This window comes from Nodosilinea sp. LEGE 07298 (assembly GCF_015207265.1).
Taxonomy (GTDB): domain Bacteria; phylum Cyanobacteriota; class Cyanobacteriia; order Phormidesmidales; family Phormidesmidaceae; genus Nodosilinea.
Map to the genome: position 1 here is coordinate 1 of NZ_JADEXE010000047.1, position 24,863 is coordinate 24,863.

General features: G+C 55.5%; 23 protein-coding genes. 10 read left to right on the forward strand and 13 right to left on the reverse strand.

The features are described 5' to 3' along the window. Positions 1-8: 8 nt before the first annotated feature. The 4 genes from sufD to IQ273_RS08950 all read right to left on the reverse strand — a co-directional run bounded on the left by sufD (position 9) and on the right by IQ273_RS08950 (position 4,248). Positions 9-1,328, reverse strand: a complete 1,320-nt coding sequence (gene sufD, locus IQ273_RS08935) for a Fe-S cluster assembly protein SufD (RefSeq protein ID WP_194022825.1) — start codon at positions 1,326-1,328, stop codon at positions 9-11. Then, the gene (gene sufC / locus IQ273_RS08940) at positions 1,328-2,116 is read right to left on the reverse strand and encodes a Fe-S cluster assembly ATPase SufC (RefSeq protein ID WP_194022826.1); all 789 of its coding nucleotides are present in this window, start codon (positions 2,114-2,116) and stop codon (positions 1,328-1,330) included. Before sufC ends, sufD begins: the two co-directional genes overlap by 1 nt. 254 nt (positions 2,117-2,370) lie before the next feature. Then, on the reverse strand, positions 2,371-3,810 hold the full coding sequence (gene sufB / locus IQ273_RS08945; protein WP_194022827.1) for a Fe-S cluster assembly protein SufB: 1,440 nt from the start codon (positions 3,808-3,810) through the stop codon (positions 2,371-2,373). A 78-nt stretch (positions 3,811-3,888) separates the two neighbouring features. Then, positions 3,889-4,248 carry a ferredoxin-thioredoxin reductase catalytic domain-containing protein gene (locus tag IQ273_RS08950; protein ID WP_194022828.1) on the reverse strand — a complete coding sequence of 120 codons (360 nt, stop codon included), beginning with the start codon at positions 4,246-4,248 and terminating at the stop codon, positions 3,889-3,891. A 208-nt stretch (positions 4,249-4,456) separates the two neighbouring features. On the opposite strand from IQ273_RS08950, the gene sufR reads away from it, so the two are divergent. The 4 genes from sufR (at position 4,457) to IQ273_RS08970 (ending at position 8,233) form a co-directional block, all read left to right on the forward strand. Beyond that, positions 4,457-5,119 carry an iron-sulfur cluster biosynthesis transcriptional regulator SufR gene (gene sufR / locus IQ273_RS08955; RefSeq protein WP_194022845.1) on the forward strand — a complete coding sequence of 221 codons (663 nt, stop codon included), beginning with the start codon at positions 4,457-4,459 and terminating at the stop codon, positions 5,117-5,119. 369 nt (positions 5,120-5,488) lie between these two features. Continuing rightward, positions 5,489-6,928 carry a Na+/proline symporter gene (locus IQ273_RS08960; protein WP_194022829.1) on the forward strand — a complete coding sequence of 480 codons (1,440 nt, stop codon included), beginning with the start codon at positions 5,489-5,491 and terminating at the stop codon, positions 6,926-6,928. 138 nt (positions 6,929-7,066) lie between these two features. Continuing rightward, positions 7,067-7,333, forward strand: coding sequence for a hypothetical protein (locus IQ273_RS08965; protein WP_194022830.1), 267 nt, complete (start codon positions 7,067-7,069; stop codon positions 7,331-7,333). Between the two features lie 126 nt (positions 7,334-7,459). Beyond that, the gene (locus IQ273_RS08970; protein ID WP_194022831.1) at positions 7,460-8,233 is read left to right on the forward strand and encodes a PspA/IM30 family protein; all 774 of its coding nucleotides are present in this window, start codon (positions 7,460-7,462) and stop codon (positions 8,231-8,233) included. 122 nt (positions 8,234-8,355) lie between these two features. Here the strand turns inward: IQ273_RS08970 and IQ273_RS08975 are convergent, their stop codons facing one another. Beyond that, entirely contained in the window at positions 8,356-9,921 is a 1,566-nt protein-coding gene (locus tag IQ273_RS08975) for a GGDEF domain-containing protein (protein WP_194022832.1), read from the reverse strand. Positions 9,922-10,185: 264 nt separating this feature from the next. On the opposite strand from IQ273_RS08975, the gene IQ273_RS08980 reads away from it, so the two are divergent. Together IQ273_RS08980 and IQ273_RS08985 are read left to right on the forward strand one after the other, a co-directional pair. Then, positions 10,186-11,352, forward strand: a complete 1,167-nt coding sequence (locus IQ273_RS08980; RefSeq protein WP_194022833.1) for an LL-diaminopimelate aminotransferase — start codon at positions 10,186-10,188, stop codon at positions 11,350-11,352. 352 nt (positions 11,353-11,704) lie between these two features. Further along, entirely contained in the window at positions 11,705-12,121 is a 417-nt protein-coding gene (locus IQ273_RS08985) for a response regulator (protein ID WP_194022834.1), read from the forward strand. Between the two features lie 98 nt (positions 12,122-12,219). Here IQ273_RS08985 and IQ273_RS08990 read toward each other — a convergent pair whose 3' ends face one another. Further along, positions 12,220-12,420: a hypothetical protein gene (locus IQ273_RS08990; protein WP_194022835.1), complete on the reverse strand. Its 201-nt coding sequence runs from the start codon at positions 12,418-12,420 to the stop codon at positions 12,220-12,222. A gap of 310 nt (positions 12,421-12,730) precedes the next feature. Between IQ273_RS08990 and uvrC the strand changes: the two genes are divergently transcribed. Continuing rightward, complete coding sequence (gene uvrC / locus IQ273_RS08995; RefSeq protein WP_313898055.1) at positions 12,731-14,671, forward strand: excinuclease ABC subunit UvrC; 1,941 nt, start codon at positions 12,731-12,733, stop codon at positions 14,669-14,671. Positions 14,672-15,190: 519 nt separating this feature from the next. Here the strand turns inward: uvrC and IQ273_RS09000 are convergent. Next, on the reverse strand, positions 15,191-16,045 hold the full coding sequence (locus IQ273_RS09000) for a manganese catalase family protein (protein ID WP_194022836.1): 855 nt from the start codon (positions 16,043-16,045) through the stop codon (positions 15,191-15,193). Between the two features lie 411 nt (positions 16,046-16,456). Here IQ273_RS09000 and IQ273_RS33575 point away from each other — a divergent pair, with 411 nt between their 5' ends. Next, positions 16,457-16,618 carry a hypothetical protein gene (locus IQ273_RS33575; protein WP_228052611.1) on the forward strand — a complete coding sequence of 54 codons (162 nt, stop codon included), beginning with the start codon at positions 16,457-16,459 and terminating at the stop codon, positions 16,616-16,618. Between the two features lie 157 nt (positions 16,619-16,775). Here IQ273_RS33575 and IQ273_RS09005 read toward each other — a convergent pair whose 3' ends face one another. The 6 genes from IQ273_RS09005 to IQ273_RS09030 all read right to left on the reverse strand — a co-directional run bounded on the left by IQ273_RS09005 (position 16,776) and on the right by IQ273_RS09030 (position 21,735). Beyond that, positions 16,776-17,264 (reverse strand): TerB family tellurite resistance protein, encoded by a 489-nt coding sequence (locus IQ273_RS09005; protein ID WP_194022837.1) that lies wholly within the window; start codon positions 17,262-17,264, stop codon positions 16,776-16,778. A gap of 112 nt (positions 17,265-17,376) precedes the next feature. Then, positions 17,377-18,060 carry a Crp/Fnr family transcriptional regulator gene (locus IQ273_RS09010; protein WP_194022847.1) on the reverse strand — a complete coding sequence of 228 codons (684 nt, stop codon included), beginning with the start codon at positions 18,058-18,060 and terminating at the stop codon, positions 17,377-17,379. Between the two features lie 99 nt (positions 18,061-18,159). Next, complete coding sequence (locus tag IQ273_RS09015; RefSeq protein WP_194022838.1) at positions 18,160-19,056, reverse strand: 3'(2'),5'-bisphosphate nucleotidase CysQ; 897 nt, start codon at positions 19,054-19,056, stop codon at positions 18,160-18,162. 198 nt (positions 19,057-19,254) lie between these two features. Beyond that, a complete protein-coding gene (locus IQ273_RS09020; protein ID WP_017299886.1) occupies positions 19,255-19,605 on the reverse strand; it encodes a DUF1257 domain-containing protein in 351 nt (116 codons plus the stop codon). A 135-nt stretch (positions 19,606-19,740) separates the two neighbouring features. Then, positions 19,741-21,273, reverse strand: coding sequence for an AAA family ATPase (locus tag IQ273_RS09025; protein ID WP_194022839.1), 1,533 nt, complete (start codon positions 21,271-21,273; stop codon positions 19,741-19,743). Positions 21,274-21,375: 102 nt separating this feature from the next. Next, entirely contained in the window at positions 21,376-21,735 is a 360-nt protein-coding gene (locus IQ273_RS09030) for a hypothetical protein (RefSeq protein ID WP_194022840.1), read from the reverse strand. A gap of 461 nt (positions 21,736-22,196) precedes the next feature. On the opposite strand from IQ273_RS09030, the gene IQ273_RS09035 reads away from it, so the two are divergent. Then, a complete protein-coding gene (locus IQ273_RS09035) occupies positions 22,197-22,577 on the forward strand; it encodes a tetratricopeptide repeat protein (protein WP_194022841.1) in 381 nt (126 codons plus the stop codon). 68 nt (positions 22,578-22,645) lie between these two features. Then, positions 22,646-24,856, forward strand: a complete 2,211-nt coding sequence (gene recQ, locus IQ273_RS09040; RefSeq protein WP_194022842.1) for a DNA helicase RecQ — start codon at positions 22,646-22,648, stop codon at positions 24,854-24,856. Positions 24,857-24,863: the final 7 nt, after the last annotated feature.

Consider the following 24,863-nt stretch of genomic DNA (forward strand, 5'->3'; position numbering starts at 1 on the left):
GGAGGGGACTACGCCCATTTGGAGATGGTTTCGGCAAGGCGCAATCGCAGCGTTTCCACCGCAATTGTCTCTAGCATCTCCATGGCAAAGGCGTAGATTAGCAGCCGCTGGGCCTGGGGGGCGCTAATGCCGCGACTTTGCAGGTAGAAAATCTCGTCGGCCTGGAGCTGGCTAACGGTGGCCCCGTGGGCGCACTTGACGTTGTCAGCGACAATTTCTAGCTGAGGCTTGGTGTCAACTCGCGCTTTGTCAGAGAGCAGCAGGTTGCGGTTGAGCTGGCTAGCGCTGGTGAGCTGAGCTTTTTGCGCCACCGCCATACGTCCGTTAAAGACGCTGTGGGCGTGGTCATCGACGATGACTTTGTGCTGCTGCTCGACTACTCCGTGGGGATGGCTGAGGGCAACCAGGCTATGGGTGTCGATGTGCTGATTAGCGGCGATCGCCCCTAGCCCATAGATTTTGGTGGTGGTTTGCTCACCCGTCTGGTAGATCTCCCAGTTGTGGCGGGCCAGTCTGGCTCCAAAGTCTACGGCGGTGCCAATGTACTGGCTATCGCGGGCCTGGGTGACAACGGTTTTGCCAATATTGAAGGTGCCTGCGCCCTCTCGCTGAATGCGGCTGTGGGTCAGCTGGGCATTGGCATCGAGCCATAGCTCGGTGACGGCGTTGGTAAAATGGGGCGCAGCAGATGGTCCCCAAAAGTCTTCGATTAGAGTGAGTGCGCTACCCGACTCGGCTACCACCAGGCAGCGGGGCTGGGCCATAAGGGCCGTTTCCTCGGGCTGAGACAGGTAGATGACTTGAATTGGGGTTTCAACTACGGTGTTGCGGGGTAGCCAAACCACCACCGCATCCTGAAAGCCCACGGTGTTGAGGGCGGTAAAGACTTCGTGGTGACCACTGGCCTGGGCGAGGCGATCGGTAATCTGAATGTCGGGGTGATTGCGCAGGGAGCCTACTATGACCCCCTCGGGCAGGCTTTCTAACTGAGACAACGCTGCGCTGACCCGCCCGTTAACCACCACAACCTGGGCACCAGCGGACTCTGGCAAACGCAAATCAGCAACATCGGCCTCGCTAACCGAAGATTCTCCGGCGGCAGCAAAGTCGATGGCGAGTAAGTCTGTCAGGTCAGTAAAGCGCCAGTCTTCGTCGCGGGCAGACGGGAAAGCGTGCTCGTTGAGCAGGGCTTCGGCCCGCGATCGCATCGTCTCCAAGGCTAGCTCTTGAGGCACGGCAGCCTTCACTCGCTGCACCAGCCCCTTCAAGTAGGCATCACGCTGGTCAGCCGTCATTCTGGCGCGCACTTCAGCCATAGAACTCGTCATTACGCCGTCACCCCCGTCCGAAATTCTTTCATCACCCACTCGTAGCCGCGCGACTCTAGCTCTTTGGCCAGGTCTTTGCCGCCGGTGGTAATAATGCGGCCATCGGCCATTACATGCACGTAGTCGGGCACGATGTAGTCGAGCATCCGCTGGTAGTGGGTAATCAGCACCACGGCATTGTCGGGGGTAGATAGCTGGTTCACGCCACCGGCTACGGTTTTAAGGGCGTCAATATCCAGGCCCGAATCGGTTTCATCGAGGATGGCTAGGGCAGGCTCTAACAGCGCCATTTGCAGAATTTCGTTGCGCTTTTTCTCGCCGCCTGAGAAGCCCTCATTGACGCTGCGATCGAGAAACGAGGCGTCCATTTTCACGACGTCCAGCTTTTCTTCAATCAGGTCGTCGAAGTCGAATACGTCGATTTCGTCTTCGCCCCGAGCCTTGCGGTGGGCGTTAAAGGCCACCCGCAAAAAGTCGCGGTTGCTCACCCCAGGAATTTCGAGCGGGTACTGAAAGGCAAGGAAGATGCCAGCGGTGGCGCGATCGTGGGGGTCCAGCTCTAGCAGATCCTGGCCTTTAAAATGAATATCTCCACCCGTAACTTCATAGTCGGGGTGGCCCGCCAGCACCTTCGAGAAGGTGCTTTTGCCCGAACCGTTGAGGCCCATAATGGCATGAATTTCTCCGGCCCTCACCTCCAGGTTAAGGCCCTTGAGAATCTCGGTGCCGTCCACATTGGCGCGGAGGTCGCGCACAGAAAGAATAATGTCGCTGTTCTCGTTAATCATAGTTTCCCTATGGGATGGGCACCGCCCACCATGCTCCTAACTGCGCTTCAATTTTGGATTTTTGATTTGCGATTTTGGTCTTCGTAGGGTGGGCACTGCCCACCACCCACCTCGCCAAATTACCTTCTCACTGGGGCAGACCTCTCCGATTCAGAGATTCTCGATTGGTGGGCAGTGCCCACCCTACCAGGAATTCCAGATCCCTTTCCCCAGGGAGAGGGGTTGGGGGTGAGAGAAACAACCCATGAACCCGTCTACCCCACTGTGTTTTCGAGCTTCAGGGCCAGCAGCTTGTCGGCCTCGGCGGCAAACTCCATCGGCAGCTTGTTGAACACGTCGCGACAGAAGCCGCTGATGATCATCGACACCGCATCCTCTGGCGAAATGCCCCGCTGGGCAAAGTAGAAGAGCTGATCTTCCCCAATTTTGGAGGTGGAGGCTTCGTGCTCGACCTGGGCCGTGCTGTTCTGCACCTGAATATAGGGGAAGGTGTTGGCGCTGGAGGTATCGCCAATCAGCATCGAGTCGCACTGGGAGTAGTTGCGTGCCCCCTCGGCTTTGGGTCCAATTTTGACCAGGCCCCGGTAGCTGTTCTTTGACTTCGCTGCCGAGATGCCTTTAGAAATAATGGTGCTGCGGGTGTTTTTGCCCACATGCACCATTTTGGTACCGGTGTCGGCCTGCTGCATGTTGTTGGTCAGCGCCACCGAGTAGAACTCGCCCACGGAGTTGTCGCCTACCAGCACACAGCTGGGGTACTTCCAGGTAATGGCAGAGCCCGTTTCGACCTGGGTCCAGGAGATTTTGGAGTTCTTGCCAGCGCAGAGACCACGCTTGGTGACAAAGTTGTAGATGCCGCCCTTACCGTTCTCGTCGCCCGCGAACCAGTTTTGCACGGTGGAATAGTTGATGCTGGCATCATCCATGGCGACCAGTTCAACGATCGCGGCGTGGAGCTGGTTACTGTCGTACATGGGAGCGGTGCAGCCCTCCAGATACGTCACAGAACTGCCTGATTCCGCCACAATCAGCGTGCGCTCAAACTGGCCTGAGTCGCCATTGTTAATGCGGAAGTAGGTCGAGAGATCCATCGGACACTGGGTGTCTTTGGGGATGTAGACAAACGACCCGTCGCTAAACACTGCCGAGTTCAGCGCTGCAAAGTAGTTGTCGCCAATCGGAACCACCGTACCCAGGTACTTCTCGACCAGGTCGGAGTGCTCCTGTAGCGCTTCAGAGATCGAGCAGAAAATAACCCCCGACTCTGCCAGCTTTTCTTTATAAGTGGTGGCGATTGAAACGCTGTCAAAGATGGCGTCGACAGCTACGTTGGCCAACCGCTTTTGCTCCGAGAGAGGAATCCCCAGCTTCTCGAAGGTTTCGAGCATCGTCGGGTCAACCTCGTCCAAACTGCCCAGCTTTTTGGCCTGGGTCTTGGGGGCCGAGTAGTAGATGATGTTTTGGTAGTCGACGGGCGGATACTTAACGTTGGGCCAGGTCGGCTCGGCCATAGTGAGCCACTTGCGGTAGGCCCGCAGGCGAAACTCCAGCATAAACTCCGGCTCATTCTTCTTGGCCGAAATCATCCGTACCACGTCTTCGCTGAGGCCGCGAGGAATGACGTCGGCCTCAATGTTGGTGGTAAAGCCGTACTTATAGGGCTGGCTAACAAGGGACTGAACGGAAGCACTCATGATGCGACTCTCTAGAACGGACGGCAGGGTAGCGAAGTAAACTCGGCGGGCCAAAGCCCTAGCACTGACTGGCTAACGTTAATACTTACTGGTTTCGGTGCGAATAGTATCGAAGTCGATGTCTTGCTGCTCACCCGCGAATGGGTTGTCGGGAGTCAGGAAGAGCATGCAGTGGCATTCTTTGCGCTCTTGCATGGGCACGCAGGGGCAGTTCCAGTAGATAGTTTTGACCTCGGCCTCTTTGTCTTCGTAGTGGCGGCAGGGGCACAGGGGCGAACCAAAATCGTCTTTGTGCTTGGCTAGACCTTCCAGCACTACGGCCGTAACGCCGGGGTCGGAGCAGAAGTAGGTGCCCGTACGCTTGGCGTAGCTCTGGGCAAAGTTGCGCATCAGCTCTAAGTTTTTGTCGGTGGCCTGGTTGGTTTTGGTGTCAGTCATTACAAGATTAGTACGCTACACAGCCCAATAATTTTATACAATTAAAGCAACATTTAAGTTGTCTAACTAGATTTTAGACTAGTTTAGCAACATAAAGGTTGTCAAAGTAGATTATCTCTCGATGGGCTGGTCTAATGCCTGACCCAGATAGGTATGGTCTATGGGGCAACTCGTGCAACGTTCTCTAATGTCTCGGTGGGCCAACGCCATGACCTCTGTGCAGCAACCCTCTACATCTACTAAAGATGACATTTTGGTATACCTGCTTAGGCAGGGCGAAGCCACAGCCCACGATATGGCCGACCATCTTGAGCTGAGTACCCAGGCCATTCGTCGCCACCTAAAAGATCTGGAGGCTGAGGCGCTGATTGAGCATCGGGCGGTGCAGGAGGGTATGGGACGGCCCAACCATCTATACCAGCTCAGCGCTAAAGGGCGCGATCGCTTCCCCGCCAAGTACGACGAATTTGCCATTTCGCTGCTCGATACCCTGGCCGCTACCCTGGGCCAAGACGAAGTGGGTACCGTGCTACGCAAGCAGTGGGAGCGTAAGGCGCTGGAATATCGCGATCGCATCGGCACCGGCAGCTTGGCTGAGCGGGTAGCGCGGCTGGTGCAGATTCGCCAGGCCGAGGGGTATATGTCTGAGTGGCACGAGGTCAGCGATGGTGATGTGCGCCAGACTGGCCCTGGCTACGTGATCACAGAGTACAACTGTGCTATTTCCCACATTGCGGAGTCGTTTCCTAGCGTGTGCGGCCACGAGCTAGAGATGTTTCAGGTGGCGCTGGCCGACTGCGCGGTGCAGCGGACCCACTGGCTGGTGAAAGGCGAGCACCGCTGCGGCTACCTGGTGCAGAAGCAGGAATAGGCACCCGGCCAAGCGCTGTGGCTGCGGCGATCGCACCTTCTCCCCGGCAAAAATTACTCTCAGCAAAAATTCAGTCAGTCCTGGTAGGGTAGCGTCTAAACGAATCTCTACTGGGGCTATTTTGTTAGCCTCAGCGCTCTTGCTACGCAAGTCTTTTGGCCTCCGACGAGGGATGTTCTGTCGCCTTGGTCTCGACGGAAAGGATCGATAATCATCGGTCTAAAGCTGTGTTCTGCAACCGGGTCTGTAGACAACATTCGAACAGAACAGAACCCATCCACTCATCTACCCATCCATTCATCCCCTAACGCTCGTAATCCAGAACAGCCTGACGGCACAATCTTCTCAATCTCATAAAGGGCGCTACATATGGTTGAAAACACCCTCACCTGGGTTTTGCTGGCCGGTTACTGCGGATTTTTGCTTTACCTGGTGCGTCAGACCACTCCCGATCGCGTCAGTCCGCCGGAGTTTTTTGAGGGGCAGTCGAGCACTGGGCAGGCCCCAGGGCTGTGGCTGCTGGTGGCTAGCGCCGCGATTTCCTGGATTTTTGCCAAATCGATCGACAACGCCGCCAGTTTGGGCCAGACCTTTGGGGTGCTGGGCGGCATCGGCTACGCCATCTACTACCTGAGCTTTGTCACCGCTGCGATCGCGCTCTACTTTCTGCGCACGCGGGGCGGCTACCGCTCGATTCCAGAGTTTTTGGTCAGCAAGTATGGCAAGGTCTGTTCGCGGCTGTTTTTGCTCGCGATCGCCATTCGCCTGCTCAACGAGGTATGGTCCAACACCAAGGTATTTTCGCTCTACTTCGGCCCCGAGGGCAGCGCTGGGTACTGGCTAGCGGCTCTGGTTGTTACTCTATTTACCGTTTACTACACGCTGTTGGGTGGGTTGCGCAGCAGCCTGCTCACCGACGGGGCGCAAATGGTGCTGGCGGCGGTCTTGCTGGTGGTCATTTTGGCCACCGTTGGCCCTGGTCTGGCCCGCGAGGGGTTGCCAGTGGTCGATGCCGACACCAGCAGTGCGGCCCTCACCTTCTGCGGCCTAGCCTTCGTACAAGTATTTAGCTACCCCTTCCACGACCCTGTAATGACCGATCGCGCCTTTATCACCGGGCCGCGCACCATGTTCAAGGGCTTTATCTGGGCAGGGGCCATTAGCGGCGGGTTTATCTTTTTGTTTAGCAGCGTGGGGTTGTACGCTCGTGCCATTGGGGCCGAGGGGTCGCCCAGCCTGGTAGTACCGGCGCTATTTGGCCTACCCATGCTGCTGGTGTTCAACGCCATTATGCTGACCAGCGCTGGCTCTACCCTCGACTCAACCTTTTCGAGCACCGCCAAGGTGGGCGCGCGCGACTGGTTTCACCGCAAAGGTGCCCCCACCGAGGGGCAGGCCCGGATTGGCCGCTGGTGGATTATCGCGATCGCGCTGCTGGGTAATGTGCCCCTGCTGAGTATCTACATGGGCGATCGGGTCGGCCCGGCGATTATTTTGGCGACCACCATCAGCGGCACCATGGTGATGGGGTTGGCCCCAATCTTCTTGCTGGCTTTTTTGCCCCGCGCTGGGGCGCTCAGCTTCCACCTCGCCTTTTGGCCAGGAATCCTGCTCGGCGTGCTGCGGGTCGCTGAAAACGTCATCGGGGCTCCCATTTTTCCGGCCTGGGTAAGCCTGGGTAGCGGCAAGTACGCCGTCGATTTGGGCGTGAATATTTACGGGCTGCTGCTTTGTACCACAGGCTACCTGCTAGGGGCCTGGCTTGGCACGCTGGGTACTAAACCATCCAAAACACTGCCTGGTGCGTAATAGAGCTGACACAACCCTCTCCAACAACAAGCGATGGCCAGAGTTCCTGGCCATCGCTTTTTCCCGTTTTGCTAACTTCAGCGGGGTCTGACACTATGAAGATAGTAGCCTTCTGGATGTTTTACCCCGTGCTTCGCTATGCTTGACCGATCACTTCAGTTTCTTACCCCCGAAGAATCGGCGGAGGTCGACAAGGCCCTGCTGTCTTCCCCAGAAAAATTTTTGGCTCGGCTAACCATCTCTACCGCCAAGCTGCTGAAGGTGATTGCCGCCGATACCGACACCCCGGTTGAATCACTGACGGCGGTACAGATTACCCAGTGGTTTGAAAAAGACGCCAAACTCAAGCGCGAGCAGGGGGTAAATGCGTCGGTGCTGAAGTGGGATGCGGAGAATTTGGAGTAGGGGGGCAAGGTGTACGGTGCAAGGCCGAACCGTGAACCGCAAACCGTCCCATTCGCCCGATCCCCGCAGACTTTCTGTAAACTAAGAAAGACCATCGCAACACCGTAACTAAGGAAGCAGCACGTCATGGGGTTATTTGATCGCGTTAGCCGAGTGGTTCGCTCTAACCTAAATGCGGCGGTGAGTTCGGCCGAAAATCCAGAGAAAATCTTGGACCAGGCCATTATCGACATGCAGGAAGACCTGGTTCAGATGCGTCAGGCGGTAGCGGGCGCGATCGCTAGCCAAAAGCGAGTACAGCAGCAGTACGACAAGGCTCACAGCGAAGCCAACACCTGGCAACAGCGGGCTCAGCTCGCCCTCCAAAAAGGCGATGATGACTTAGCTAAGCAGGCGCTGTTGCGCAAGAAAACCCAGGCCGAAACGGCCGTGGCGCTAAAGAACCAGCTTGACTCCCAAAGTACGGCGGTCGAACAGCTGAAGCGCAATTTAATTGGCCTAGAGAGCAAGCTATCTGAAGCCAAGACCAAAAAAGACATGCTCAAAGCGCGGGCCAGTGCCGCCAAGGCCAACGAGCAGCTGCAAAACACCACCAGTCGCATGAACACCAGCAGCGCCATGGCCGCCTTCGAGCGTATGGAAGAAAAAGTGCTGCAAATGGAAGCGACCTCCCAGGCGGCGGCGGAACTGGCCGGAGCCGATCTAGAAAGCCAGTTTGCCTCTCTTGAAGCCGGGGGCGATGTAGATTTAGAACTGGCAGCCATGAAGGCCCAAATATCCGGTGGCACTGTCGATCAGGAGCAGCTGCCCCCCGGCGAAACGGCGATCCCCGCCACTGAGTCAGCCGAGGTAGACGCCGAACTAGAAGAGCTCAGATCGCAGATTGACCAGCTCGACTAAGGCTCTGGCCCGCTTAGATAGCCTTGCTTAGATTGGCCTGCTAAAGCTAACAAAATACTGGTTCATTTAGAGGGCCAAGGTTTAGAGCAAAAGCCTGGGCCTTGGCCTACGCTAGCCAGCGATTAGGACGATTCAAAACCCGAAAGCATGTAGTCAACGCTGACGGCGCGATCGCGGCCGTGGTGCTTGGCCCAATACAGTGCTTTATCGGCCAGGGTGACCAGGGTTTGCGGGGTTTCGCCGTGGTGGGGAAAGCTAGCGACCCCCAACGAAATAGTCAGGGGCGGCAGCACCTGGCCATCAAAAGAATTGCTGACATACTTCACCGCCCGCCGAATTTTTTCGGCCCTCTTCAAGGCGATCTCTGGGGTGGTGTCGAGCAGCACCATGCAAAACTCTTCGCCGCCGTAGCGGTAGACAATATCCTGGGTGCGCACATGGCCACGCAGCAGCATGCCGATATTTTTGAGCACGGCGTCGCCCGCCTGGTGGCCGTAGGTATCGTTAACGGCTTTAAAGTGATCGATATCGATCAAAATAAGGCTGAAATTTTGCTGTCGATTAGCGGCATGGCACAAACTGTTGAGCACTGTTTCGGCATAGCGACGATTAAGCAGCCCCGTTAGCGGGTCTTTCAGCGCCTGATCCTGCAAATCTTCGAGCAGCAGCAGTCGTTGCATGACAAACAAAATTTGCTCCGACAGCTTTTTAATCAACGCCGTTTGTACGGAGCTAAAGGGTTCTGCCTCTAGCTGCACGAGTTGCACAATACAGGTGGTGTCGTTGACCATGCCCAGCACAATGCATTTGGTCATTTGGGCGGGGCAGTGGACGACCTGGCACTGGCGACACTCCTGGCCAATCCCTGGCTGCTGATCAAGCTGAATTTGAGGATAACAGCACTGCTGTTCTACCGCTGCCAGTGGCTTTGCCTCCCCCCAATCGGCCAGCACCGTAAAGATCTCAGAAGCGTTCGAAAACAGCACCAGTCGGGTCGCCTGGTGCGGGAAAAAGTAGGGCAAGTAGGTGCCCAGCAGCTGGCCCAGCTGTGGGTAAGACAGACAGGCCTGCATCTGAGCCACGAGGTCGGCCAATCGAGGGTGCCCCTGATGAAGACGATCGAAGGTGGGGCTAGTCGGGGTAAGCGCCACCTCCCGCGACAAAAAACCAAGGCGGTGGGGCGGGGCGATCGCAGGGGGTTTTGGGCTGGCCGTCGGTTGAAAGTTAGGATTGGTGGGCTGGGCCAGACTTAGACACAGCAACAGCTGCTGACTGAGGTAATGGAGGGTTTGAATCTGCACCTCGTTCAGGCTGTCTACAGCAAAACCAGGCACATAAACCGCGAGACTATAGCGGGTGTTAGCACTGCGCAGGTGCCCCACCAGCACAGCATCAGCGCTGGCTTCAGTGCTGGCTTCAGTGCCGGCTTCAAGGGCTCGACTGTAGGTACTTAAGGAAAGCTGTTCGCAATCTAGGGTAGACCCCTGGACGGGCTGACTCAACAACACCTCTCGCAAAACGGCAGAAGACAAATGCCCGTAGTTCATCACCCCGCCGTGGTGCCAGTCGTCACCCACCTGCACCGTCAGTGCTAGCTGAGGGGCCGTTAGGGTCAGTGAGGTTAGCCTTAGAAAGTTACACAGAGCTGGGTAAGCATCTCCTAAAGACTGGGGCTGAACTCGGTTCATAGCAGGGAAAACCCCACAATAAATGGGCACTAAAAAGGCCACGGAGACCTTTGATATAAGGTGCGCTCAGAAGGAGGGACAATCGCCTCAATCGGGTTGAAGCGAGATAATCTGTTACACCCCGCCAGCAGTTAAGTGAACAGACAGTAAGGCTGAAATAGACAATGGTTTTATAATGGTTGTTTCGCATTCATATGCCCTGATTAGTTGAGGGGCAATTAACGCGATTTCGCTAACGGCAAACTGATCTCTTAACCCAGCACTATGCAAATTGCCCAGCGCATGAGGCCTCTGCAGGCCAACGTATTTGCCGATATGGATCGAGCCAAGGCTGCCGCTCGGGCCGCTGGTAAATCTATTATTGATCTATCGCTGGGGTCATCAGATCTACCTACGCCGCCCCACGTGCTAGACGCGATCGCAGCGGCTTTGCCCGACCCCAGCACCCACGGCTACTGCCTGTTTTCAGGCACCCAAGATTTTCGCCAGGCGGCGGCTCGCTGGTACACCGATAAGTTTGGGGTATCGGTCAACCCTGAGACCGAAGTGCTGCTGCTGATTGGCTCTCAAGAAGGCACCGCCCACCTGCCGCTGGCCATTCTCAACCCCGGCGACTTTGCCCTTCTGATGGACCCCGGCTACCCCTCCCACGCCGGGGGCGTATACCTGGCCAACGGGCAAATTTACCCCATGCCTTTGCTAGCTGAAAACGGCTTTTTGCCCCGTTTGGAGGATATCCCTGGGGCGGTGCTGGAGCAATCGCGGCTGATGGTGCTGAGCTACCCCCACAACCCCACAACAGCCATGGCATCCCTAGCATTTTGGCGAGAGGCGGTGGCTTTTTGCCAGCGGCACAACCTGGTACTGGCCCACGACTTTCCCTACGCCGACCTGACGTTTACGGGCAAGCCTGCCATCTCCGCACTACAGGCCGATCCCAATAAAACCTGCACCATCGAGTTTTTTTCGATGTCGAAGTCGTACAGCATGGGGGGGTTTCGGGTGGCCTATGCAATTGGCAATGCTGAGCTGATTACCGCCCTGCGCCAGGTCAAAGCTAGCGTCGATTTTAACCAGTATCCAGGCATTCAGCGGGGGGCGATCGCAGCCCTTAGCGGCCCCCAAGATACCGTTCACCAGATGATCGCTACCTTTCGCCAGCGGCGCGATACGGCGATCGCAGCCCTAGAGCGCGTGGGCTGGGCCGTGCCGGTACCCGAGGCGACTATGTATATTTGGGCCAGGCTGCCCGAACGCTTTGCCGATTGCTCTGAGGCATTTTGCCTCCGTCTAGTCGAACAAACCGGCGTGGCGCTAGCCCCTGGCGCAGGCTTTGGCAAAGCAGGCGAGGGCTACGTCCGGATTGCTCTGGTGCACCCCCCTGAGGTACTAGAGCAAGCCATTGCCAAAATCGCTGACTTCCTGGGCTGATTGGCGGAGCTAGTACCGCAAGGCAGAATGGTAAAAGGGGAGTCCAGGACGCATACGGGTTTCCGCCTTAGCAACCAGATAAATTACTGCCGCCACAGAGCACTAGAACTGAAGTCTTTAGACAAATGCCTCGGGAAAAATAAACCCTAACCCAAGTTAGATAAAAACTAATAAACTCTATAAATATGTTGCCCAAGAACCGATTGTGCAAAGTTCGATTGGCTTAATTGGCTTAACACTTAGTCAATACCGGGCTACGTCAGCCTTTAGCATCCAGGGTGCAACATGTTGAGCGATCAGAACCACCCATCAATCGGGTTCTGGCAGTTTTTAGAGCAGGATCTAAGGGTTAATGGTGACATTTCCATCCAGCAGCGCTGATGGTCGGCATCGCATTGTTGTTGTCGAAGATGACAAGGCCAACCGCTTGTTTTTTGCAGATTACCTGACCTTCTCCGGATTTACGGTATTAGCCTTGCCCCACGGGCTAGATCTTGATCAGCAGCTCAAAGAGTTTCAGCCCGATCTGCTACTGCTTGACCTAGGACTACCCGAAATTGATGGCTACGCTCTGCTCAAGCAGTTGCGATCTTCGGCTATGTGGCAGCGGTTGCCCGTCATTGTAGTGTCAGGCTATGCCTTTGCCGAAGACCAGCACCGCGCCCTAGCCCTAGGCGCACAAAAGTACTTGGTTAAGCCCGTGTATCTGCACCAGCTCACCCAGGCTGTGCAAGCGGTTTTGCAGCCGCCTGAGGACGAGGCCGAGTAGCTCCCCCCGCCGTCGCCCCAGACCAGCCTCTTGTGTGAAGTTAACCCATCCCGCTATATCAGAAATCAGCGCGAGAATTGATTATCCTTAACCAACGACTACGATGAACGTCCACCGCTTGAGTCAGGGCGCTGCTCAGCCAAAAACTGCTCTACGTCTCGACTTAAAATCTGCACAGCTTCGCCGATATCGGCAATCGTGTGCTCAAGCTGCGACGACACCACCATCGCCGACTGCAGCCGATTTAAAATATTTTTGATTTGCTCTCGATAGCGCGCTTCAAACTCTTGAGGGTCCATATAGGTAGGGTCTAGTAATAGTAACGATCAGGAACGGATGTAATATTAATTACATCAAAGGCGAGACGGTTTCCAGAAGGAATAGTCAGAAAAATCAATCTTTACAGTTCTAGGCAAGATTGCAACCCTACATAAAGCTTAGTATCAAAATAATCTAGCCTCTACGCGCAATTACTGACATCAGTTCAGTGCCTGAGGGCCATCCAAACATATCACTCCTGTTTACGACGGAAAACCGTCTAGCTAGCAGAATCTGGCTGAGCGAGTTTACCGTTATCCTGGTTAGTACAAAGGTTTAAACGCGCTGCCTGTGAGTTCTACGGTTCAGCCCACCACCCTAGTCAACGACCCCGATCGCCTGGAGGCGCGGCTTAAAGAGATCCCCAAAGAGCCAGGGGTCTACTTTATGAGAGACAGCCACGACCAGATTCTCTACATCGGCAAGTCGAAATGTCTGCGCACGCGGGTGCGGTCGTACTTTCGCGACTTTCATGGCCACATGCCGCGCATCGCCGTAATGGTGATGCAGATCGTCGATATCGAGTTTATCGTTACTGATACCGAGGCTGAGGCACTGGCGCTGGAAGCCAATTTAATTAAACAGAACCAGCCCCACTTCAACGTGCTGCTGAAGGATGACAAGAAGTATCCTTACCTCTGCGTCACCTGGTCGGAAGATTACCCCCGTATTTTTATTACCCGCAAGCGGCGCAAGAGCCTCAAAGACCGCTACTACGGCCCCTATGTGGATGTGGGCCTGCTGCGCAGCACCCTCAACCTGGTGAAGCGGATATTTCCGCTGCGGCAGCGACCTCAGCCGGTGCATCGCGATCGCCCCTGCCTCAACTACGATATTGGCCGCTGCCCCGGCGTTTGCCAGCAGCTAATTTCGCCAGAGGACTACCACAAGACCCTGCAGCGAGTGGTGATGGTGTTTCAGGGCCGCACGACCGAACTGGTGGATATTCTTACCACTCAGATGGAACGCGCGGCTGAAGACTTGAAGTTTGAGCTGGCGGCCCGACTGCGCGACCAGATTCGCGGGCTGGAGCGGCTGTGCGCCGACCAGAAGGTAGCCCTGCCTGACGATACAGTGTCTCGGGATGCGATCGCCCTGGCGATCGCCGACAAATACGCCTGCGTTCAAATCTTTCAGGTGCGGGCGGGGAGGCTGGTGGGTCGCCTGGGCTTCACCGCCGATGCTGAGTCGGGCACCCCTGGCGAGATTTTGCAGCGGGTGCTAGAAGATCATTACCAGACGGTAGAAGCCGTCGAAATTCCGGCGGTGATTTTGGCCCAGCACGAGCTGCCCGAGAGCGAGATTTTGACGGACTACCTGAGCCAGCGCCGGGGGCGCAAGGTGTCGGTGGAGGTGCCCCAGCGCCAGACCAAGGCCGACTTAATTGAAATGGTTGAGCGCAACGCTCAGTACGAGCTAGCCCGCACCCAGGCCGCCGCCGATCGCAATATTCAGGCCCTGCAAGACCTGGCGATCGCCCTCGACCTGCCCGACTTGCCCAAGCGCATCGAGGGCTACGATATTTCCCACATTCAGGGATCAGATGCGGTGGCCTCCCAGGTGGTGTTTGTCGATGGTATGCCCGCCAAGCAGCACTACCGCCACTACAAGATCAAAAATCCCGAGGTCAAACCCGGCCACTCCGACGACTTCGCCAGTATGGCCGAGGTCATTCGCCGCCGCTTTCGCCGCTATGCTACTGACCCCACCAAGCAGCGCCTGGGTAACCCAGACTGGCCCGACCTGGTAATGATCGACGGCGGCAAGGGCCAGCTCTCGGCGGTAGTGGAAGTACTGAAGGAGCTTAACCTGCTCCAGGAGATCAACGTGGTCAGCCTGGCCAAAAAGCGCGAGGAGATCTTTCTGCCGGGCGAGTCGATGCCCCTCGTTACCGAGGCCGACCAGCCTGGGGTGCAGCTGCTGCGCCGTCTGCGCGACGAGGCTCACCGCTTTGCGATCAGCTTTCACCGCAAAAAAAGGACGGATCGGATGCGGCGATCGCGCCTCTCGGAGATCCCTGGCCTCGGTCAGCACCGCCAGAAGGAACTGCTGGCCGCCTTCCGCTCGATCGACTACATTCGCGAGGCCAGCCCCGAGCAGCTAGCTACCGTACCCGGCATTGGCCCCCAGCTGGCCCAGCAGATCTACGAGTACTTCCATCCCCAGCCAGAGGAACTTCAGTCAGAAGAACCTCAGACCGAGGAAGTGGAGGGCTCGGCTTCGTTAAAGTAGGCGATCTCAATTTCAGACGCTTTAAAGCTTACCTACTTCAACGAGCCAGTGTCGACAATTACGGTGAGTGGCTTGCTGTTCTAAAGAAATATCGAGGCGTTTGTCGAATTTGCCCAGGCGTTACTCGATGTTATGAACCTATTTATCGATGTTGTCTGCCTATCTGTAAGTAGCGCTTTCACTTTTCTTCAATTTGCGAAAGCGTTACTTGTAGGCAGATTTTACATTAGATAAACTACATCGCGGTGATCCCCCCTGCTCCCCTTGAAAAGAGGAGGACAGAGTGAAACTTAGACAGCCAAGACACTAGGGAATCTAGACCTGAGCAGTATGTATAGCTATAGTCACGTTGGTTAGGACATCCAGAAACCTTATGAACGTTCAAACGTTTGAACGTTCATAGGAGACCTGTCTTAACCAGACTGGCCACAGCTACACCTTACCAAATCGGGAACCGCCGTAATTGCACAGTAGATCTCTTAAGCAGCACCACAGGCACCTAATCTCCAGGGCAACGCTCTACTGCTTAGGCGTGGAGTACAGCTTCGGGTTAGGAACCGGAGCTTCGCCTATGGGGCTTTGGGGTTCTGGATTTTCCAGATACTTAAACTCGCCCTTGCCATCGGGGGTGGGGCCTTTTGCCCAACGCCCCTCCTTACTTTCGGTCCCTTCCGATAGGTTCCAAAAGGTGTAGGCGGCGTCTTGTTTCTCTTGAGACTGAGGGAAGCGACTGGGCACGGGCAGGCTTTCTAACCCATCGGCCTTAAGCTCTTCGATCGCCGCTAACCACTGATTTTGGTGCATGGTATCGCGGGCAATCATATAGCTCAGAGTATCCTTTACGCCAGGGTCAGTAGACATTTCATACAAACGCACGGCCTGTAGACGGCCCTGGGCTTCGGCCTGCACGTTGGAGAAAAAGTCGGCCATCAGGTTGCCCGAGGCCACAATGTAGTTGCCGTTCCAGGGATAACCTACGCTGTCGGCAGGCAGGGCACCACCGCCAGACATCACGGCATGTTTGGGGTTCATGCTGCCCATGATGATGTCTTCGGTTTTCATACCCCCCATCACCCCTTCAACAATGGGGTCTTTAATCGCGTCTTCTTGAACATCCGGGGGAGCTTTGTCAACCAGGTGAGCAATCATATTAGCCAACATCTCGATGTGGCCAATTTCTTCGGTGCCAATGTCGAGCATCATGTCTTTATATTTTGCGGGGCCTCGGCAATTCCAGCCTTGAAAGAGGTACTGCATCATCACAGACATTTCGCCGAAAGGCCCGCCAATCAGCTCTTGCAGTTGTTTGGCATAAACCGGATCAGGATTTTCGGGCTTGGTGAAATACTGCAGGCGTTTCTTATGGTAAAACATCAAATCTTCCTGGTAATCAACATAGAAAGAGCAGCGCAAAGATGCGCTCCTTCTTGTCTTTCATGGTTGCGAGACGAAAAAGATTCTCCCTCTCTCAAAAGGGGCATCAAAAAAAGTTTTTAACAAATCTGTTTCTATAGCTATGAGGCGTCTCTTGCTATAGATCGATCTCCCATCCTGCTCTAGCAGGGTATTGTTTCAAGAATTTATCTCCTAGCTGAGTTGAATCAGCGGGTCACGCGCGATGCAGAAACAAACACAGCTTAGTCTCTGCATCGCGCGTGACAGTAATCTGGCCACTACTAATACAATGGCAAGTCCAGTGAGATATCGAGACTGGCTGCAATCTGAAGAATCGTCAGGTAGCTGGGTACCTGACGGGGATGAAACTGACTGCGTTCATTGATTGTTTTGGGCAATCAGCCGCTCAAGCTCAGCATCAAGGTCTTGAACCCGTTGCTTGAGCCAGTCAAGATATTGCTCAATATCGTTTTTCGCTGGGGCTCGGGCAGAGTGCGGCCAGGCTTTTTCGGCACTCATCATCTCGACAAGTTGCCGCCGCCGGGTTCCTAGCTCCTGTAACCTGTGACTGGCTTTGCTAGCTATCGCTTCCTAGACTATCAGTCTTATCGCTGTTCTATAGACGGCTAGCGACTTGAGCAGAATGGGCATTGCCCGCTATTGGGGAACACAGTTTACAGAAGTTGCCTCCAACCAAGTTCTTGAGAACTTAGTGTTCATCAACGAAGGTCTTTAGCTCCGCCGTCAGTTGCTCAATCAGGTTGTTGTTATTGGCGGCGGGCTGACCGCTTTCTTGCTCAATTCGTTCGACCACATCGCTAGGTAGGTTGAGCAACGATACCAAGCGGGTATAGGCGTCTGCCTCTTCCTTGTTAATGAGGTCTTCGCCAGGGGTGCGGGCACTGGCGCTGATTACCTGATGACCTAGCTTGAGGACTAGCTCGCGCTCTGCAGGATTGGTCAGCTTGGGCACCAGTTCTTCGAGGGGCAAGTTTTGCATCAAATAGTCGCGTAGCTCATCACGCAGAGCGGCCTGTTGACCAGGATTGCTGGCGAACAGGTGGCTAAACTGGTCTAGCATTATGTCGACTTCTTCGTCGGCGAGGTGGCCATCACTCCAAGCCATAGTAGACACAATGCGTAGCAGGGTCATCTGACTGGGGCTAATGGACGGAGGAGAAGGAGGTTGTAGTGGCATAGCAGTCTCCAGTGAACTACGTCGGGTAGCTGATGACAACCTACCACGGACAACTGAAGGGACTGGGTAACTTTAGCAATCTCTACAAATTTAGAACATCTTGGGAAGATACTTACAACCGACCGGCCAGGTGCGCAAGCTGACGGGTATTTTTAAGCCGCAGCACTGACCTGGCCGTATCCTCGACGATCCAGCCCTTTTCGGCTAGCTTGCCCATAATCTTTTCGGCTTCGTCGAGGGTAATATCGGCCAGGTCAGCCAGATCTTTGCGGGGAATGTTAAACAGTTCAACACCGTCTTCTACGGGGTCGCCATAGGCTGTTTGAATGGCGGTTAACGTATTGGCTAGTTTAACGGCGGGGGGCTGGTGGCGCAGCTGAAAGCGCAGGTTAGTCTGGCGCAGGCGCTGTACCATCAGCTGCAGCAGCCGGTGGTGCAGCTGAGGATCTTTGAATAGGGTTTGAATAAACCGCTGAGCCGATATGCTCATGAGCTTAACAGCGGTCATAGCGACTACGTCGGTGGAGCGGGGAGACTCGTCTAGAATGGCCATCTCGCCAAAGAAGTCGCCCTTGCCCAGTACCGCCAGAGTGATAGAACTGTCTTCGGCATGGCGGCGAACCTTTACCCAGCCGGCCTCAATAAAGTAAACTGCATTGCCCCAGGCATCTTCCATGACCACCGCCCGGTTAGCGGGATAGTCGTGGTGGGTAGCTACAGAGATTAGCCAATCAACAGTTTCGGGGCTAGCAGCCTGAAATAGGGGATACAGTTCGCTCAGCGTATCAGCTTGCATAAAAGGCATGGTGAAAGGGTGACGCTTAGGGCTGGTGGGGCTAGGCTAGCCATGGCAAGGTACCTTTTCATGGTACCCAGAAATTTAGGCCAGACAGAATCAGAGGGCCTCTCCAGGCAGACCGACCGCAGCTGCGATCTCGCTGAGGGGCGATCGCAGCGCCTCCACATAGCTGGGCCAGCCTACGACAATCGGCTGCTGGTGAATCAGTGTATGGGGGGCCACATCGGGCTCTGTAAACCGAATCGGCTGCCCTGTCAGATCACAGCACACTAGCCCAGCCGCCTCTGCCAGGGCCAGAGGGCCGGTAGTGTCCCAAAGCTTGACCCGCCCGTTGAGGTAAATGTAGATACCAGCCTGGCCAGTGATAACCGCCAATACCTTGAGGCCAAAGCTGCCCAAAGAGAGAAACTTGACGTTGGGGAAACGCTGGGCGATCGCAGGGCCAAACCGCCGTGCGTCTTTATCGCCAATTACCATAGCCCAGCCCCGATCAGGCTCAAAGGGAGGCTCCTTGGGAATTAGCGGGACCGAGTGGCCGCAGCCTGTCTGCTCAAACAAGCCCCAGTTGGGGCCACCCCAAACCAGCTGTCGCCCTACTGGGGCATAAATCCAGCCCGCTTGGGGCATTCCCCCAACCACTCTCCCCACCATCACCGAGTAGTTGTCTCGACCCTGGATAAAATCATCGGTGCCATCGATCGGGTCGACAAACCACAGGGGGCGATCGCCCCCTGGCCCTCCTTGAGTATTACTATGTTGAAACTGCTCAGCGGTGGCCCGGTTTTCTTCAGTAATAATGCCGTCCTTCGGAAAGAGCGTCTGCATTCCGGCCAGTATCTTTTGGTCTAGCAGCCGGTCAACAGTCGTAACGTAGTCGTCAATTCCTTTCTCAAATACTTGAAACGACTCTTGAGACTGCTGACTGGCATAGTCACCACAGGCCACCAGCAATTGATGCAGAGCTGATAAATCAGACGGGTTAATCGGAGACATACCAGGCTAAACCACGCGGCCCAAAAGGGCAATCATTTTGAGAGGGCTACCTCGTACCAAGCACATCTGGCAACTAAGAAGTCTCACCTCCTCGTCAGTGTAGTCTGGCTCTATAGCAGAACACTACTAAATGTAAGCATAAAAAATGGGATGGCTAGCACGCGCTAGCCATCCCATCTTAGGGAACGCGATACGGGCTTACTGAAGCACCAACTTGACGTTGGCGTTCTGCAGGCCAGGACGCTTAACCTCAGCCAGGGTCTTGTTGACCGCGTACTTTTGGTTGATGGAGTTGATCAGCTCAGTCTGGTTGTGCTTTTTAGCGACACCCCAGAGGTCAGCAATCAGATCAAAGGAGCCATCGGCATTACGAGACCAACCCAGATCATACTCACCATCCAGAACGGCGACAAGGTCGGCGCGAACACGCTGGCCGTTGTAACCGCGTACATCAGCTTCGGTCTTGGTAGCAATACCCAAGTCAGCGAGAGACTGCTTGAGAATCTCAGCATCGGTCACTTTGGTGCGAAGGGTGCTGAAGTGAGACATGGTGTTTCCTCCTGTAGGGAAATGAGAGAGACAACGAGGTTTGAGAGAGACAAACCAGCTAGCCACGGGCTATCTGGATACTAACTGCTAGCGAATGCTAGCCCTTCCCCCGGATACCGCCGGGAGGAAAGCCTGTTAAAACTCCATCCGCTGATATTCAGCGACGGAGGCTGCCGCCGGACGTGCACGCTGGCGGGCCCAATCCCGCAGGGCAGTAACCTGCTCACTCATGGTCTTCGACAGCGGCATCGTGGCGCGGATGGCCGCAATAATGTCGAGTTGAGTGAACTCACGTCCTTGGGCAAAAGCTTCATACATGGCCGAAATCAGTCCCTGCTCGATTTCAGCTCCAGAGAACCCATCGCAGACCTTAGTCAACTGTTCGAGGTCAAAGCGCTCAATGTCGCGACGGCGCTTTTGCAGATGGATTTGAAAAATATCCTTGCGCTCTTCGGCGTTGGGCAGATCAACGAAGAAGATTTCATCGAACCGACCCTTGCGCAGAAACTCGCCGGGCAGCTTCTCGACTCGGTTGGCGGTGGCCATTACAAACACTGGAGAGGTCTTCTCCTGCATCCAGGTCAAGAAGGTACCGAAGATGCGGCTAGAGGTGCCACCATCGGAGTCAGAGGAGCCACCTGCTCCACCAAAGGCCTTATCAATTTCATCGATAAAGAGAATGCAGGGAGAAATTGACTCAGCCGTGCGCAGAGCATTGCGCAAGTTGGCCTCCGATCGCCCCACGGTAGAGCCGTCGTACACTCGACCCAGGTCGAGGCGCAGCAAAGGCAGGCCCCACAGCCGAGAGGTAGTCTTGGCAATTAGCGATTTGCCACAACCAGGTACACCCAGGATCAACATGCCCTTAGGCTGGGGCAAACCGTATTCCCGAGCCCGCTCGGTAAACGCATCGGAGCGCTGCTTCAGCCAGTGCTTCAGTTCCTCCAGACCGCCCACGGAGTTGATGGTCTCATCAACATCCATAAACTCGAGAATGCCGTTGCGACGAATGAGCTGCTTTTTCTCCGAAAGAACAATGTCTACTTCTTCGGCTGTCAGGCGCTTGGCCATTACTCGTGCCTTGCGGTAGACCTTCTCGGCCTCATCGCGGGTCAAACCCAGAGCAGCCTTCAGCAGCTTCTCGCGTTCTTCAGTGGAAATGCTGCCGCCGCGAGCCCGGTTCATCTCAGTTGAGAGAACTTCATCGAGTTCCGACATGTTGGGCAACGGAAAATCGAGAACCACCACCTCTTTCTCAAGCTCAATGGGAATCTCCTGCACAGGAGACATGAGCACAATAGTTTTTCGGGTGCCTTTGAGGGAAATGATGGAATCTCGTAGGCAGCGGGTGACGGCTGGAGAATCTTTGAAGGGGTGCAAATCTTTGAAAATGAAGATGCCGGGCTCACGCTGACGAATCACCCACTCTACCGCCGCCTCAGGGGAAACGGTATTGTTGTTTTGATTGCCCGCGCCCTGACTACCAAACTCGACCATACCCCGAGTCATAGTCCAGGTGAAAACCCGCATCGGCCCCTTGACATCTTGGTCTTTAGATACGTGACGAGCCACCATGGCGATGGTTTGTTCTGCCCGCTCTTCCTCAAAAGTGACCAGGTAGATCAGAGGATATTGGGCTTGTACTAGTACGTTCAAATCCTCTCGCATGACCAAAATCCCTTCTCAGGTTACGGGGCAGTTAAATTGCTGTCTGGGTGCTATCTGGGCACTGTTCTAAGTGAACTACAGCCAGGCCAGTCAAATCTGTACCTAGCAAACAACCAATTCCCCTTCTTCTCGGGAACCAGTGCTGGCGACGACCTCAGGAACAGGGGCAGTATCTAATGCACTGCTTTGGGTAGCACCAACCATTTGAGATATTTCAACTAGCTCACCTTCTCGCAGCACCACCGACGAAGCACAGCTTGGGCAGCTATGAACGCGATGGGTCTGACCCAAGGAAGACTCTAAACTTTCTGCAACCACATCACCGTGGGCCAAATAAAAATCAATCGCACGCTTAGCAATGGAAGACATGGCCTCGCCCTCAACAGCAGAGCGAATCTTTAACTGACGATGCAGGTCAGGTGGTAAGTACAGTGTGACCTTGGTAGCTTTTTGCTCTTCCATAGCGCTTTTCTAAATAGGTGTGACCCGGGTATGTAGATAACTTAAATGGGATATCGGCAACCGTCAAGCCAGTATGCTGTCATGACGTCATTCTTGTAACATTGCTTTACACAGCGCAAAGTTCCTTAAGCTGTTCTATATGCTGGATCTGGATTGCACCAGATCGGGGCTGTTTTAAGAAACGTCTGGGCTAGCTAACGCGCTAGTAGGGCTGAACCTGGATTACTACCGTAGCGCGATCAGGGCGCGTTGAGGCAGACGTAAACTTATGCGACAGCCAGAGAATTCTCGTCGGGCAGAGCGATTATGCTCTTGAGCATTGAGATTGAGAGTAGCAGCGGTGCCAACAATAAGCTTGATATCGGACTGACCTATGCACTTGATCTAAAGCATTTTTAAGGGTTGGGCCATTAGACCAACTTGAGGGAATGCTGTGGCTGTTCTGTTGTGATTTGCCAGCTATGAAGCCCACCGTTACCCCGGTTACACCCTCTGGCCTTAGTCCTCAGGTAGTATCTCCGTCGGCTTTGCAGAATAGTTCATTTCAGCGGTGGTACGGTGAGGGAGAAACCTTAGCCAATGCTGGGGCCTATGAACGGGCGTTGCGCTGCTTTAAAGAAGCCGCTATTGTTTGCCCTCAGGAGGCTTCGGCGCTGGTTTACCAGGTCGTGTGCTTAATTCATCTGGGCCAGCCCGATCGGGCGCTAGCGTTGAGTGAGCAAGTACTGGCGATCGCACCCAACCATGCCCAGGGCTGGCTGTTTAGCGGTGTAGCGCTGCATCGCCTGGGGCGCTACACGGAGGCCTACGCCTGCTACGCGCAGGTTAAGCCATCCCAATGAACTGAGGGGCAACAAAACCCCTCAAAAGAGTACACTTGAACGCATTGATCATCTTCTGAGCGATGTCTATGGCTGGGGCGGCACTACCCACGGCGGCGTTTCCTTCTCTGGAAACGGCCCTAAAACATCATTTTGGCTACGATCAGTTCCGGCTGGGGCAGCGGCCCGTCATTGAGGCCGTGCTGAAGAACCAGGATGCTCTGGTGATCATGCCCACCGGGGGTGGCAAGTCGCTGTGCTACCAGCTTCCGGCTCTGCTCAAGCTAGGGGTAATGGTGGTAGTCTCGCCCCTGATTGCCCTGATGCAGGACCAGGTGGATAGCCTAACTGACAACGGGGTGGCAGCTACCTGCTTGAACAGTTCCCTAGACTACGGCAGCATTCGTCAGCGAGAAGCCGAGCTGCTGGCAGGCAACGTGAAGCTGCTCTATGTGTCACCCGAGCGGCTGATGAGCCCAGGCTTTTTCGGCCTGCTGGAGCAGCTGATTAAGACCGTTGGGGTGAGCGGGTTTGCGATCGACGAAGCCCACTGCGTGTCGGAATGGGGCCACGACTTTCGCCCCGAGTACCGGCAGCTATCGGTGCTGCGGGAGAAATTTCCGCAGATTGGAGTAATGGGGCTAACGGCCACCGCCACCGAGCGGGTACGGGTCGATATCGCCCAGCAGCTACGGCTGCGCGACCCGCTGATTCAGGTGTCGAGCTTTAACCGGCCCAATCTGTTTTATGAGGTGCGCCCCAAAGGCCGCGACGGCTACCAGGAGCTGCGGCGGCAGGTTAAGCAGCACCAGGGTTCAGGCATTATCTACTGCCTGAGTCGTAAGCGAGTTAACGAGCTAGCCCAGCGCCTAACTGAAGATGGCGAGTCGGTGCTGCCATACCACGCGGGACTGAGTGATGACACACGACGGGAGAACCAGACTCGTTTTATTCGTGACGATGTGCGGCTGATGGTGGCGACGGTGGCCTTTGGCATGGGCATCAATAAGCCCGACGTACGGTTCGTGATTCACTACGATATTCCCCGCAATATTGAGGGCTACTACCAGGAGAGTGGGCGAGCGGGGCGCGACGGCGAACCAGCCCACTGCACCCTGTACCTGGCCTACGGCGATGTGGCGACAGCGGAATATTTGATTAGCCAAAAGCCTGACGAAGCGGAGCAGCGCATTGCCCGCCAGCAGCTCAGGCAGATGGTCGACTACGCCGAAACCACCGTGTGCCGTCGCCGGGTGCAGCTGAGCTACTTTGGTGAACTAGAGCTACTAGAGGGGTTGTGCCACCAGTGCGATAACTGCACCAATCCACCGCCCATCGAAGACTGGACGATTGAGGCGCAAAAGTTTCTCTCCTGCGTGGCCCGCTGCCAGGAGCGGTTTGGTATGGCCCACGTCATTGATGTGCTGCGGGGCTCCAAAAAACAAAAGATTATGGATTTGCGGCACGACCAGCTGTCAACCCACGGCATCGGCAAAGACCGATCGGTGGATGAGTGGAGACTGCTGGGGCGATCGCTGCTGCACCAGCGGCTGGTCGATGAGACCAGTGACGGCTACCCGGTACTCAAGCTTAACGCCGCTAGCTGGCAGGTGCTGCGGAAGCAAATTCCGGTGCAGGTGGCGGTGCCCAAAGACTTTACCCCTGGCCCCGCCGAGGCGTCTACCATTGAAGACACGACTGAGGTGGCCCAGCTTTTGACCGTGCTGAAAGCCCTGCGCAAAAAGCTGGCCGACCAGCAAAGCGTGCCGCCCTACGTGGTGTTTCCGGAGTCAGCTCTGCGGCAAATGGCCCGTACCCGGCCCCAAACCTTAGAGGCCTTTGGCCAGGTGTCGGGGGTGGGCAGCCGCAAGCTAACCCAGTATGGCGAGGTGTTTACCGATGCCATTCGCCAGTTTTGTGCCGACTACGGGTTAGAGTCTGACCCAGGGGCGGCGGCCCGGCGATCGCGTCCGGCTAGAGAACGCCGTCAAGCCGTGGGTGATACCCACCGACAAACCCTAGACCTGCACCGCCAGGGGCTATCGCTACAGGAGATTGCCGATCAGCGCGGGCTAAAGGCCACCACCATTGCTAACCATCTGGAGCAGATCATTCGTCAGGGCGAAACGGTGGCAGTGGATCAGCTGGTAGATGTAAATCGCCAGCGCACCATTGTGACGGTGCTGACGGAGCTGGAAAACGCGTCGCTGACGGAGATTCGCGATCGCCTCGGCCCCACCTTCAGCTACGAAGACATTCGCCTGGTGCGCGCTGCCTGGCAGATGGAGCACTCTCCATAGAAAAGTC

Bases quoted from the DNA above. Each gene is read 5' to 3' on its own strand.
- sufD (WP_194022825.1), bottom strand. From the start codon at position 1,328: ATGACGAGTTCTATGGCTGAAGTGCGCGCCAGAATGACGGCTGACCAG.
- sufC (WP_194022826.1), bottom strand. From the start codon at position 2,116: ATGATTAACGAGAACAGCGACATTATTCTTTCTGTGCGCGACCTCCGC.
- sufB (WP_194022827.1), bottom strand. From the start codon at position 3,810: ATGAGTGCTTCCGTTCAGTCCCTTGTTAGCCAGCCCTATAAGTACGGC.
- IQ273_RS08950 (WP_194022828.1), bottom strand. From the start codon at position 4,248: ATGACTGACACCAAAACCAACCAGGCCACCGACAAAAACTTAGAGCTG.
- sufR (WP_194022845.1), top strand. From the start codon at position 4,457: ATGACCTCTGTGCAGCAACCCTCTACATCTACTAAAGATGACATTTTG.
- IQ273_RS08960 (WP_194022829.1), top strand. From the start codon at position 5,489: ATGGTTGAAAACACCCTCACCTGGGTTTTGCTGGCCGGTTACTGCGGA.
- IQ273_RS08965 (WP_194022830.1), top strand. From the start codon at position 7,067: ATGCTTGACCGATCACTTCAGTTTCTTACCCCCGAAGAATCGGCGGAG.
- IQ273_RS08970 (WP_194022831.1), top strand. From the start codon at position 7,460: ATGGGGTTATTTGATCGCGTTAGCCGAGTGGTTCGCTCTAACCTAAAT.
- IQ273_RS08975 (WP_194022832.1), bottom strand. From the start codon at position 9,921: ATGAACCGAGTTCAGCCCCAGTCTTTAGGAGATGCTTACCCAGCTCTG.
- IQ273_RS08980 (WP_194022833.1), top strand. From the start codon at position 10,186: ATGCAAATTGCCCAGCGCATGAGGCCTCTGCAGGCCAACGTATTTGCC.
- IQ273_RS08985 (WP_194022834.1), top strand. From the start codon at position 11,705: ATGGTGACATTTCCATCCAGCAGCGCTGATGGTCGGCATCGCATTGTT.
- IQ273_RS08990 (WP_194022835.1), bottom strand. From the start codon at position 12,420: ATGGACCCTCAAGAGTTTGAAGCGCGCTATCGAGAGCAAATCAAAAAT.
- IQ273_RS09000 (WP_194022836.1), bottom strand. From the start codon at position 16,045: ATGTTTTACCATAAGAAACGCCTGCAGTATTTCACCAAGCCCGAAAAT.
- IQ273_RS09005 (WP_194022837.1), bottom strand. From the start codon at position 17,264: ATGCCACTACAACCTCCTTCTCCTCCGTCCATTAGCCCCAGTCAGATG.
- IQ273_RS09010 (WP_194022847.1), bottom strand. From the start codon at position 18,060: ATGCAAGCTGATACGCTGAGCGAACTGTATCCCCTATTTCAGGCTGCT.
- IQ273_RS09015 (WP_194022838.1), bottom strand. From the start codon at position 19,056: ATGTCTCCGATTAACCCGTCTGATTTATCAGCTCTGCATCAATTGCTG.
- IQ273_RS09020 (WP_017299886.1), bottom strand. From the start codon at position 19,605: ATGTCTCACTTCAGCACCCTTCGCACCAAAGTGACCGATGCTGAGATT.
- IQ273_RS09025 (WP_194022839.1), bottom strand. From the start codon at position 21,273: ATGCGAGAGGATTTGAACGTACTAGTACAAGCCCAATATCCTCTGATC.
- IQ273_RS09030 (WP_194022840.1), bottom strand. From the start codon at position 21,735: ATGGAAGAGCAAAAAGCTACCAAGGTCACACTGTACTTACCACCTGAC.
- IQ273_RS09035 (WP_194022841.1), top strand. From the start codon at position 22,197: ATGAAGCCCACCGTTACCCCGGTTACACCCTCTGGCCTTAGTCCTCAG.
- recQ (WP_194022842.1), top strand. From the start codon at position 22,646: ATGGCTGGGGCGGCACTACCCACGGCGGCGTTTCCTTCTCTGGAAACG.